The sequence below is a fragment of the Sphingobacterium deserti genome, assembly GCF_000757725.1.
GTDB classification, from domain to species: domain Bacteria; phylum Bacteroidota; class Bacteroidia; order Sphingobacteriales; family Sphingobacteriaceae; genus Sphingobacterium; species Sphingobacterium deserti.
The window spans coordinates 41360-54473 of the sequence record NZ_JJMU01000043.1; the positions used below are offsets into that span (position 1 = coordinate 41360).

7 protein-coding genes are annotated in these 13114 nt (G+C 45.7%); all 7 read left to right on the forward strand.

What is annotated here, in order from left to right:
• Positions 1 to 108: 108 nt before the first annotated feature.
• The 7 genes from DI53_RS19650 (at position 109) to DI53_RS12320 (ending at position 12677) form a co-directional block, all read left to right on the forward strand.
• The gene (locus tag DI53_RS19650; RefSeq protein ID WP_169741996.1) at positions 109 to 3450 is read left to right on the forward strand and encodes a family 43 glycosylhydrolase; all 3342 of its coding nucleotides are present in this window, start codon (positions 109 to 111) and stop codon (positions 3448 to 3450) included.
• A gap of 209 nt (positions 3451 to 3659) precedes the next feature.
• The gene (locus DI53_RS12295; RefSeq protein ID WP_081939446.1) at positions 3660 to 6860 is read left to right on the forward strand and encodes a SusC/RagA family TonB-linked outer membrane protein; all 3201 of its coding nucleotides are present in this window, start codon (positions 3660 to 3662) and stop codon (positions 6858 to 6860) included.
• 27 nt (positions 6861 to 6887) lie between these two features.
• Positions 6888 to 8339, forward strand: coding sequence for a RagB/SusD family nutrient uptake outer membrane protein (locus DI53_RS12300; RefSeq protein WP_037499822.1), 1452 nt, complete (start codon positions 6888 to 6890; stop codon positions 8337 to 8339).
• A gap of 103 nt (positions 8340 to 8442) precedes the next feature.
• A complete protein-coding gene (locus tag DI53_RS12305; protein ID WP_037499825.1) occupies positions 8443 to 9441 on the forward strand; it encodes a 2-hydroxyacid dehydrogenase in 999 nt (332 codons plus the stop codon).
• A gap of 256 nt (positions 9442 to 9697) precedes the next feature.
• Positions 9698 to 11068, forward strand: a complete 1371-nt coding sequence (locus tag DI53_RS12310) for a sulfatase-like hydrolase/transferase (RefSeq protein ID WP_037499828.1) — start codon at positions 9698 to 9700, stop codon at positions 11066 to 11068.
• A gap of 271 nt (positions 11069 to 11339) precedes the next feature.
• Positions 11340 to 11750: an RrF2 family transcriptional regulator gene (locus tag DI53_RS12315; RefSeq protein WP_037499831.1), complete on the forward strand. Its 411-nt coding sequence runs from the start codon at positions 11340 to 11342 to the stop codon at positions 11748 to 11750.
• A gap of 75 nt (positions 11751 to 11825) precedes the next feature.
• Positions 11826 to 12677 (forward strand): SDR family oxidoreductase, encoded by an 852-nt coding sequence (locus DI53_RS12320; protein ID WP_037499834.1) that lies wholly within the window; start codon positions 11826 to 11828, stop codon positions 12675 to 12677.
• Positions 12678 to 13114: the final 437 nt, after the last annotated feature.

The window sequence follows — 13114 nt, forward strand, 5'->3', positions numbered from 1 at the left end:
GCCTGTAAAGTTTATTTTTGAAGACCTGAGTAATCTGTTATGAAAATCCTTTTATATTCGTGCTTTATACTATCTGTTCTTTTTGTGCACAGCGCGTTTGCACAAAAAATGGCGACTTCAGCTGGCGTTGGGAACCCCGTTTTGCCCGGCTATTTTGCAGACCCTACCATCAAAAAAATTGGAGATACTTACTACCTATATGCCACCACCGATGGAAATGGCGGCGGGTTTGGCCCATCGCAGGTATGGACCTCGAAAGACTTCGTACATTGGGCTATACAGCCCATGAACTGGCCTAACACCCATTGGTATTGGGCGCCAGATATGACGCGAGGGTATGACGGTCGTTATTATCTGTACTACAGCCAGCCTGTCGAGCTTTTTGGAGCGGTGTCTGACACGCCCGTCGGTCCCTGGACTTCTCTTGCCGCAGATGATAAGGCTATTGTCCCCAACTATATGATTCCTGGCGTCATCACGCTCGATGGACAAACGTTTACAGATGATGATGGAAAGATCTATATGTTCTGGGGCACCTGGGGTATTTATCCGGAACACGGCTGCGCCGTTGGTTTGCTCAATCAGGATATGAAAACATTTGAGCGCATAGCGCTTATCCCCAATACCGTCGCCAAAGATTTCTTTGAGGCGCCCATCATGTTCAAGCGCGAGGGCATCTATTACCTGCTGTACTCTTCAGGGCATTGTGAAGATCATACCTACCGCGTGCAATATGTAAAAAGTAAAAGCGGTCCATTCGGCCCCTACGAATATCCGGAGGAAAATCCAATTTTGGTAACGAATGAGGATGGTAGCATCCACGGGCCAGGTCACAATGGCGTGATCGAAGAAAACGGAAAGCACTATATTGTTTATCATCGTCATAACAACCCACATGAAGGAGGTGGTTTTCACCGACAAGTCGCAGCGGATGAACTGTTGTTTGATGAAAAGGGGAACATAAAAAAGGTTGTCCCAACGCATGAGGGAATAGGCTTTTTAGGGAACAATACACGTCCTTTCAAGGATCTGGCTTTCGGTAAAACGGTGTCTGCCTCGTCGGCTTACAGTGCAGATTTTAAGCCAGAATTTGCTGTAGACGATAATAATGGGACGTTGTGGCGAGCCGCCAATAATGCAGGCGAGGCCTGGTTGCAGATTGATCTAGAAAAGCAAGAGACGGTTCAAACGGTCTTGCTCGAAATGGAATACCCGACCTACGCCTATCAATATACCGTAGAAGTATCGGTAGACGGAAAGCAATGGAGCATGTTCTCTGATCAGCGTAAAAATGATAAATGGGCGAGCCCCATTATTGCTCTGGGAAAAGCAAAAGCACGCTATGTGCGGCTCACCATCATGAATACACAGGTTGTGGGCCTACCGCGTGGCGTTTGGAATGTGAAAGTTTACGGAGAAGATATCGGCACGCAAACGCGGTGGTCGTCTGTGCAGGAAATGCCCGCGTTACAGCAGATGACACATGGCGATCTATTGATGTTGGATGCGGCAGAGTATATTGCCGGCAATAGCCTGAATACGCTGGAAAACAAAGGTACCCTTGCGGGAAAATGGCAAGCCAGCACGGCAGTGTCCGTGAAAAATTATCAGGGTAGATTAGCGTTCTATTTTGATGGTGCTAATAAACTACAGTCTGATTTTGCTGTGCCCGAAAGTATGAACGGCAATGCCGCCTACACGGTAAGTATGTGGGTCAACAATCCGGAAATTAGCCGTGTTGAACCCATTATATCCTGGTCGAGGCCTGGGCATGATCTTACCCTAGCTACGTATGGCTACGGGGCTGATAAGACCTCGGGCGTGGTGCGGCATGGCGGATGGGCAGATATGGGGTATGATGATCTACCAAAGGCCAACCAATGGCAGCATATTGTGATCAGTTTTGACGGTTATATGGAACGCCTGTATGTAAATGGTGAACTAGTAAAAGAGCAAAACAAGATGTTGTTCGTTCGGGGGGATGCGCAGTTTACTGTTGCGGGATTGGCCGACGATTTCTTTTCGGGATACCTAGCATCGCTGCACGTGGCGAACAGAGCGTTAACAAGCGAAGAGATAAAACATGCTTTTACCGCCCTATCTAAAACGACTTCCGCGCTGTCTATTGAGACTGCAGATTTGCCATTGGGTAAGCTTTCATCGCTACCCCTCTATGGCCGCGATCTAGAGGAAGGAACGGCTGTTGACGCGATGGGGGAAGTACAGGTAGTCGACGGTCGCATAGGCTTGTCCAACAAAGGATTGGTCATTCCGCAATTAGGCAAATTGTTAGCTCAAAATCAATATACAATGGTGCTAGATATGCATGATGGTAAAACGTGGAAGTTGATTGTTGTCAAGCGGGAAAAGGGAAATACCATCTGCTATGTCGATAGTCAAGCTGTTTCAAACAGCTTCTTGCTGAAGAATGGTAGGTTAGCTGATGATATAGCTGTATGGAATATTCCCGTTATTCACAGCCTCCAGCTTTTTTCTGAGGTGAAATCTGATCAAGGCATTGCCGATATGTACGATGCTTGGCAGGAAATGATCAAGGCCGGGATCGTAAGAAAACCCCTTGTTGCGGCAAAGCCACCTTATCGCATCAACGACAAGCAGCTGTTTGCGGGCATACAAGGTGCAAATCACGGGCTGCGTTACCTGTTGACGTATGGACTGCAGAAATCCGGATGGAGCGCGGCTCCGCATACGCTTTTTGATTATGATAAGCAGGTAAAATATGTAGAAGCAATGGCGAAGGATATATTCGGTAATGTAAGTAGCACAGCTTCTTTTGCCCTTTCTACAGAAAAGCCAGTTAACATTCCTGCTGAAGCATATTCGTTTAATCGAAAGGATACCCAAGAACTGCCCTTTTGGAATGGGATGACGTTGCCAGCCGCGGCAGATAGCATGCAGGTAGACGTTCTCGCCGCTGATGGTGTATGGCGCTTAGCGTCAAAAGATACCAAATGGGGAGGAAAGGAAACCTTGGGTCCATTTCTATACAAAAAACTTTCAGACGATTTTACCATAGAGGTGCAAATTGCTGATGTGGCCGGTAAGTCGACGGGAACGCGGACGTCTAGCGAAGCGGGGCTCATGGTGCAAGATGCAGTAAACCCATCGGCCTACATAAACAATGCAGTACTGACGGGATGGAACTTGGGCAACCTCGTGCGAAGCATCAGTTCCTCTGTCTATAAGGAGGCAAATACCGGCGCAGGTCTAGATTACCAACCCTATCTGCAGATCCAAAAAGTAGGCGCTTTATTTTATTTACGTTGCTCGAAAGACGGGATGCATTGGATAGATCTGCCCAATAGCCCTTTTGTTCGCCCTGATCTGGCCAACAAAATGTTGCATGTGGGTATTTATCAAGTGGCCAACAATAATCAACTCGGTTATGGGCTTTTCAAAGCGATAAAGGTATGGAAAATAGCACTCTGAAGAAGGGAGAGAGCGATCTGCTAATCCTGTCGTTTTAATTAAATGTCACTTGGACAATATCAAGTTTGTATTGGTGAATTTCTGCGTATTTATCTTCTTGATGACTCATTAGATTTGTTTCATAAGCCTTTTTATGTTGATGGGAACTCTTAACGTCTTTTTTGACGGAGTGACTGCGAATAAATACTAATCAAAACATATTAATCAAGATGAAAAACTGGAAATTTATTTTACTCTGTAAGACTTTCCTGCTGATGACCACGATGCTGCACGCACAGCAGCGAACGCTCAGCGGAACGGTTAAAGACGTGCAGGGACAACCGATCGCCAGAGCTACCGTCAGGGTAGTTGGAGGCGACCAAGCCATTTCGACGGCGGAAGATGGCGGATTTAGTCTGTCGGTGCCACAGGGCGAAGTCAGACTTACGGTTACGGCCATCGGCTTTACAACAAAAGAAGCCGTTGTGGTGAATGCCGAACATGTCCAAGTCGTGTTGGATGGCAATGAACAACAACTGGAAGAAATTATTATCCAGACGGCCTACGGCACCAGCAAAAAATCCTCATTTACGGGCTCGGCTACGACCATCAATGCTAGGCAGTTAGAGAATGTAAATACCTCGAATGTGGCGCAAGGGTTGCAAGGCTTGTCAGCAGGGGTACAGGTAACCAATACATCCGGACGTCCAGGGGCAAATCCCAACATCAGCATTCGAGGTCTTGGGTCACTGACCGCAGATACCGGACCGCTTTATGTCGTTGACGGTGTACCATCTGACGTAAGCCTTAATTCCTATTCACCTTCCGATATCGAATCGATCACGGTGTTAAAAGATGCGGCAGCAACGTCGCTGTACGGTTCTCGCGCGGCTAACGGAGTGGTCCTGATTACCACGAAAAGAGGAGCAACGGGAACACCTAAGGTGAGCGCGCGTGGAGGATGGACAACCAGCGACTTTGCGGTTAAATTCCCGGAAAAAGTATCGCCAGCAAAACAGTGGGAATTGGCTTGGGAAGGCTTGTATAACGATGCCGTAGATTTTGACAACCTTTCTGATCAAGCAGCTCGCGAGTATGCGACCAATCGTGTCCCCTCCGTGTTTTGGAATAAAACGCCGCTTAATTTAAGCGATGGCACGACACGGGAGTACCGCTCGGGTTGGAACATGGATTATCCGGTGGGATTGGACGGGAAAATAAAACCAGATGCACAGCGTCTTTGGGATTTTGATATTTTTAAAGAGGCATTTGACTATCGATTGAAACAAGACTATGGTGTCGATTTCAGTGGCTCTCTTGGTGAAAACAACTCCTATTTTACCTCCTTTTCTTACTTAGGTGACAAAGGTGTACACATCAGCGATAACTTTAAACGCCTTACCGGACGTATGGCGTTAAACTCCAAGATGAATGACTGGCTAACGGTTAGCAACTCGGTGATGTATATGAATAGCGGCGATAAAAATGGAGGGTTTGATGCGCGTGTATTTCGGGTGATGCCCAGGGAATATTCGGCTTACCTGTGGGATTATGAAACAAATAGCTACGCCATCAGTCCTTTTACAGGCCAGCCGCAGCTGGAAGAAGGTGTTGCTACGGGAAGAGCCTGGTGGCCGCGCTGGAGCGCGTTTGGCGCGCTAACCGAGAATAAGAATAGCCAAACCGATAATTTGCAAACGGTATCTGCCTTAACCTTTCGGTTATTGCCCGAGCTTTCACTGAAAACAACATATTCCTTCCAGTTGATCGATAATTTCTACCATATGTGGAAAAGCCCTGAACGCGAGAATCAACTGCTGCCTTCGGAAGGCTATGTACAGCGCGATGCGTCCCGCAGTTACTCCCATACGTTAAATAATGTACTGACCTACGATAAAACATTTAACGACTTACATCATATCAATGTATTAGCAGGACAGGAAATTTATTCGTACACGACCTCGGCCTCCGGGGCAACTCGCTTCGGCTTAGCCTTACCTTACTTTACAGAAATTCCCTTAGCATCTAATGATCCTACAGCCTGGTCTAGCTATGGTAAATATGGCTTGGCAAGTTTTTTTGGAAAGGCCGAGTATGATTATCAGCAAAAATATTTTATATCGGGTAGTATGCGGACAGACGGGTCTTCCCGATTTCACCCTGACCATCGATGGGGACAGTTCTACTCGTTGGGCGGTGCATGGCGCGTATCGGAAGAATCTTTTATGACCGGTGCCAAAACTTGGTTGCAAGATTTGAAATTGAAAGCTAGCTATGGCGAAGTGGGGAATGACCGCGTGGGGGGCTACTACTCCTACATGGGCCTTTACGGACCAACAAGCTATGCCGGTGGCGCTGCCGTTTCCCTCACACAGATCAACAACGACAATATCAAGTGGGAAACAAACATACAAACCAATATCGGCGTAGAATTTATGCTTTTCAATAAGCTGTCGGCAAGTGTGGAATATTTTGCGCGAAAGTCGAAGGATCTTTTACTAAATCGCCCCCTAGCTCCATCTCTTGGTATGGATTTCCTTTTAGAAAATATCGGCGACGTGCAAAACAAAGGGTGGGAGTTCGATATAAATTACACACCAATCCGTTCCGATAATTTCGACTGGAGCGTAAACTTAAATGCGACGACCTACAAGAATGAAATCACGAGTCTCCCGAGCAAAGAAACGCAGATCAACCAGGGTGTTGCTATCTTTAAATGGCGGGAGGGCGGATCACGATATGATATCTACGCACCAGCTTACGCAGGCGTTAATCCAGAAAATGGACGTAACCAGTGGTGGAAATATGATTTCGATCAAAATGGAGAGATTACGGGAAAGACAGCTACAGAGAATTACAATGAGGTGAATGTGGATCAGCAACGGTTAAATCAAGGATCTGTACTGCCTGATGTGTATGGCTCGTTGACCAACAACTTCCGGTTCAAAAATGTCGATCTGTCTTTTATGTTGTACTACAGCTTTGGCGGAAAAATGTACGATTACAATTATTCAGAGAGCAATGTGCTACGGGAGAATTTTGCGGCCTATGCTAATCTGGATGATCGCTGGCAGCAAGCCGGTGATGAAACCGATATCGCCAAAATCTATACCTATCGTACGTTTGACGCATTTGCGAATGCCCGCTACAGCGATCAATACATCTTCGATAACGATTTTGTGCGGCTTAAAAACGTGATGATAGGTTATACATTACCGGCCAGCTTGACCAATAAATTGAGGCTTTCCGCTTTACGTCTGTACTTCCGTGGTGATAACCTGCTGACCTTCGGCAAAGCAAACAACAGGGGCACGGATCCAGAAAACTTTGGCTACGACAATAGTTTAGGATCGCTGATCGGTGTGGTTGACGCAACATCCGGTGTGCCGACCTTACGGAGTTATACAGTTGGATTAAACATCTCTTTTTAGATGGTTTCAAATTTTAGATGATCGATTATGAACGTATTAAATAGAATAAAACTTTTGAGTTTAGCAAGTGTGCTCATGCTAGCAACATCCTGCGATTCTTTTTTAACCGAAGAGCCTACTTCGGATTTGACAAACACGACCGTTGTACAAGATGTTACCGGATTGAATCTTTTACTACAAGGTACATATCGCCTTATGCGCGATGGAAATAACAACCCGGCAATTTCCAGTCCTCTAGGCTTAAAACTGCTGTCTACGGTTACCGGAGTGGACATGATGGTTAACCAAGAGCAAGTCGGTAACAATTGGTATTTTCATGTCTTCAGCAATCAGCGGTATGAAGCGACCAGCGCCGTGCCTGTTACGATTTGGACAGCGATGTATAAAGTGATTAATAATGCCAACATTATTTTAGATCATGTCGATCAGATTCAAGGCAACCAGCGCGAAATTGATGCGATTAAAGGCCAGGCATTAGCGCTACGAGCTCGATGTTACTTTAATCTCGTGCGTTTGTATCAGCATACCTATAGCCTTGCTAAAAATAAACCTGGTGTGCCGTTGCAACTGACCGCAGATTTAGAGCCTAAAACGAGAGCTTCTGTAGAGGAAGTCTATGCGCAAATCGTTGGTGACCTTACCCAGGCCACCGAGTTGTTGGCCGACTATAATCGACCGAGCATCAATTATTACAATCAGGATGTTGCACACTTTCTGCTCGCACAGGTCTATTTAACCATGGAAAACTGGGCTAAAGCCCAAGAAGAAGCCAACAACGTTCGCACAGCATATGCATTAATGACTATTGGCGATTATGCCGCAGGTTTCTCCACGCCGAACAAAGAGTGGGTGCTGGGATACGAACAAGGTACGCAAGATTACTGGTGGTATGACTCGCCGGCCTGTTGGTTTGACTTTGGACAAAACAATGCGCCTTGGCAAGCCGAGCAGGTGTTGCCGTCGAATAACTTTGTTACGGTAATTATGGCGGGCGATCCGCGCCTGTTGGTCATTGACAATCCCCTATACCCGGGTAAATATGCGGCGACAAAGTTTAGGGAGCTGCGTGACGAACCTCCTTACGGAAACCTTTATGATCTGCGTGCGGCAGAAATGTATTTGGTGGAAGCCGAAGCTGCAGCAAGACAGGGTGACGTGAGTACGGCTTTGCAGGTCTTGAATATACTACAAAATGAACGCGGTGCCTCGGTAACCACTACCAGCAGCCAGACAGCTTTAGTCGATGCCATTCTGTTGGAACGGCGTAAAGAAATGTGGGGAGAGGGGGTGGAATGGTTCGATATTCTTCGCTTGCAGCTGCCCGTCGAACGCACCTTAGCGCAAGGACATTATCAAAACGTCAGTATTCCAAGGAATTCCAATAAGTTGATTATGATGATCCCTGAAAAGGAGGTTATCAACAACACGTTGGTTGTTCAAAATCCAAATCCAGATCAAGTGCCAGTTTTTGTACCTTAACACTTTAAAATAGCCTACACAAAAGACCGGACACCTACTTTTCCGGTCTTTTATATTTTGGGCAGAGCCTTTGCAGCAATGAATTAATTCTTATATTTAAGATATGAAGATCGCTTTTTTTTCCACACAACCGTATGATCGCCTTTTCTTTGAAAGAGAGAATACCGCAGGCAAGTTTAACTATCAATTTTATGAAACGCACTTGGGGCCACATATCGTTCGAGCAGTGGAGCGGGTAGATGCGGTCTGTGTCTTCGTGAATGATAAGGTAAATCGGGAAGTTATCGCTGTTTTGGCTGAAAAAGGTGTACGCCTAATTGCCTTGCGTTGTGCGGGATTTAATAATGTAGACCTAGCTGCTGCAAAGGAATACGGTATTTCCGTGTGCCGCGTGCCTGCCTATTCGCCAGAGGCGGTAGCAGAACACACGGTGGCGATGTTACTGACCTTAAATAGGAAAACACACAAAGCATATAATCGGGTGCGCGAACAGAACTTTTCCCTAAATGGCTTGCTAGGATTCAATTTGCACGGGCGTACCGTTGGAGTTGTGGGAACAGGTAAGATCGGCAAAGCATTTTGCCGAATCATGCGCGGTTTTGGCTGCAGATTGCTGGCGTTTGACCTTTATCAGGATGATGAACTCGTGCAAGAGGGATTGCATTATGTACCGCTTGACGAACTCTATAGGGAAGCGGATATTCTTTCGCTACATTGCCCCCTAACAGAAGATAATAAGCACATGCTGAATAAACAATCACTCGGACGTATGAAGGATGGGGTGATCGTTTTAAACACCAGCCGCGGAGGCTTGATCGATACGGTGGCAGTTATCGAAGCGCTCAAAAGTCGTAAACTTGGCGGCTTGGCGATCGATGTGTATGAGCAGGAAGAAAAGATCTTTTTTAGGGATCTAAGCAATACCGTCATTGAAGATGATACCTTGCAGCGCTTGATGAGTTTTCCGAATGTGCTCATTACGGCACACCAAGCGTTCTTCACCGATGAAGCTCTGGGACAGATTGCTCGAACAACATTAGCGAATGTCGAGAAGAACTTGCAACAGCAGGTTCGCGAGGGGGACCCGGCGTTTCTTTTATAAAAGCAGCAGCTTGATGTAAACTGGATTGCAGCACAAAAGCCTACAAAGGGGTGAGCGCACAATTAACGACAATCCTATGCAATACTCGCTGCTCTCCCATAATTTATGTTGACAGCATTTACCTTCCTAGGTATGCGGGATGTGTTCCTCATGTTGGCTTTTTTGGTTTCGGCATATGGCGACAACACATAATATTCGTATTTTTAGCATTACACAACTAATCAATCTATAACGCTACGTATTTAAAATCAATGCTATGATCCAAAAGCTAATGAAATTTGCAAGCTACCTTTCGCTTGTGCTACCAATTCACCTCTATGCTCAGGCACAAAAGATATCCAAGCCGAATATTATTCTGATCGTGGCCGACGATTTGGGATATGGAGATTTGGGAAGCTATGGCAACAAAATTATAAAGACACCAAACGTGGACAAAATAGCGGCGCAAGGTATCCGATTTACCGATGCCTATGCTGGGGCAAGCGTTTGTTCGCCGTCCAGAGGCACCTTGCTGACCGGAAAGCATACAGGACATGCGCGTATTCGAGGTAATATGACGCGTAAAGGCGGTGTAGAAGGTTTAAAGGATGGTGTTCCCGTTCGTCGCCCGAGTTTACTGGAGAGCGACACCACGTTTGCGCAGATCTTACAACAAAACGGTTACCGAACTTTTCTTGTCAATAAGTGGCATGTTGAGGGGTTTAGCGAAGCGGCATATCCGCAACGCAAAGGCTTTGATGAATTTTCCGGATGGTTGGTCAGCGAACCTAAAAGCCATAATCACTACCCGGAGATCCGTTTTAACGGCGATAAGCCTTATGCTATAGAAAAAAATAAGAATGGGAAGCAGCACGTACACGCCACCGATATGACGACCCAAGAGGCGGCAGCTATCATCAAACAGAAACATGAGAAGCCGTTCTTTCTGATGATCGCGTATAACGCTCCTCATGTTCCGCTTCACGCGAAAAACACGGCGTTGTATGACAGCCTGAATCTACCGCCGCAAGATAAATCCTACGCCGCACTGGTTTCTCATCTTGATGAGGGAGTGGGCGCCATTGTACAAGCAATGGAAGAGCAGGCTATTACAGATGAAACAGTGCTTATTTTTGTGTCCGATAATGGCGGGTCGCGAGAAGCAAAATTACAGCAACTCGTACAAAACGGACCGCTTCGCGGCATGAAGTCGGATCTTTACGAAGGTGGGATACGCGTGCCACTTATCATAAATTATGGTGCTCCGCAAATAGGCAAGATATCCACATTCCCAAACTATTTCCCAGACTTGTATACGACTGTGCTGGATATCGCAGGTGTACAGCATGCCGGGGAAACAGATGGCATCAGTTTGCTACCGGAAATATTGGCACCGAATAGTCAACGTGCAGAAGATCGTTATCTCTATTGGGAACAGTACCCCACAAAAGGCATTGCGCAGGCTGTGCGATGGGGCGACTGGAAGCTGTTAAGCCCCGGAAACGATAAAGCTGTGGAGCTTTATAATTTGCGAAGCGACATCGGCGAAACGACAAATGTAGCCGCAAAGCATAAAGACATCGTAGAAAAATTACAGACCTTTCTGCAGGAAGCTCACGTACCTTCTGAGTGGTGGCCAGTTAAATAGATGTAAGTACTGTTATTTTCTAATCATTATTATGCGGTTTTGAGTAGAGGTACTTCTCGATTCAGTAAATCCATTGTCAGTGTCCCCTTTATTCAAACCGCTTAAAACTAAACAGATCTCTATAGAGACTTTAGTATAAATGTCTTCTATCAATCGAAATACGAACAGATACAGAGGTTTTGTCAGCAAAAAGTCTAAAAATTTAGGTTGAATAATTTTTAATGTAATAAAAGTTGTTACATTAAAAGAGACGGCCTATATTTGTATCGAAATGAACAACACACGCTTTGCCACGGCTATTCATATTTTAACACTTTTAGATCACAATCCGGAGGTGTGGTTGACTTCGGAATGGATTGCAGGAAGTATTAATATAAATGCTGTAGTTGTGCGGAAAGAGTTGGGTGTGCTTCAAGAAGCTGGTTTGGTAATCAGCCGTAAAGGAAAGGAGGGAGGTTCTATGTTGGCCAAGCAGAGCATAGATATCACACTTGATGCGATATACGATGCCGTTCGAAATGCCGAGGTTTTAGGGCGAAAAAATCAACATACCAACCCCTTATGTCCTGTAGGCAAGCAAATCAATACTAGGCTGGACGGTTTATTTACCGAAACTGACACACTGCTTAAGCAGTTTTTGGGAACGAAAACGTTGCATGATTTTTCGCGGCAGTTCGAGTAAAAATTTTTGACATTAAATGTAATAAAAGTTGTTACATATATACAACATATTCTAAACACATATAATTAATAAGACATGAAAATAGGTATTACAGGAGCTACAGGCCAGTTAGGCCGCTTAGTTATTGAAAAATTAAAAGAAAGAACAGCCACAACGGATATTGTTGCTTTGGTAAGAAATACAGAAAAAGCAGCTGACCTTGGGGTAGATGCGAGAGCCTTCAATTACGATATCCCTAATGAATTGGCTGCCGCGCTAACGGGTGTCGACAAATTGTTGCTGATCTCTGGAAATGAAATTGGCAAGCGACAAGCACAGCATGCGCATGTTATCGCTGCTGCGAAAGAAGCCGGCGTAAAGCACATCGTGTACACAAGTTTACTGCATGCAGATCGGTCTACCTTAAGTTTAGCGCCGGAACATCTCGCAACAGAAGAAGCCTTGAAAAATTCAGGGATTGCTTACACCATTTTACGCAATGGATGGTATACCGAAAACTATACCGGTTCGATTTCTGGATCCTTGGCCGCTGGTGCATTTATCGGTAGCGCGGCAGATGGGAAGATATCGTCTGCTTCTCGTTTGGATTTTGCAGAGGCAGCAGCTATCGTGCTTACGAGTGCAGATCAAGAAGGTAAGGTATACGAATTGGCGGGCGATAGTTCATACACCTTAGCGGAATTAGCTGCGGAGCTTTCCAAGCAACAAGACAAAGATATTCCATATGCAGATCTTCCGGAACATGAATACGCTGATGTGCTAAAAACTTTTGGTGTACCTGAAACATTTGCCTATGCAATTGCAGGATGGGATGTTAGCGCTGCCAAAGGCGACTTATTCGACGACGGTAAAGCACTCTCCAAATTATTGGGACGCCCAACGACGCCATTGGCAGACACCATAAAGGAAACCTTGGCAGCTTTATAACAATAAAGGGAGCATGGCTCCCTTTATTGTTATAATTACTTTTGCTTCGCTTATAAGCGTACTCAAATTTCAGGGTGTAACCCGTCGCGGTCCCGAGCTTAGGGACAAAAGAGTATTGCGTAGTGCGTACAGTGTATTGCGACAAAGTGAGACCCGCTACATAGTAGTTTCTGCTGTTAGATATTAACCTACACGCATGCGATTCCAAAAGGTCATAAACTCCTTATAATATTGCTTCCAATCTTTATTAACAGCAAAGTCGCCTCAGTTTTGTTGCGTCTGTAGAGATTTGCCTGAGCACGATCTACTAAGGATGCAACAAAAATAAGCGACAGGGTTTTGGGTACTTTTGCCCCACAAAAGTACCGCCCCCGTCCCGGGCTTAGGGACAAAAGAGTATTGCGTAGTGCGTACATTGTAATGCGACAAAGTGAGAT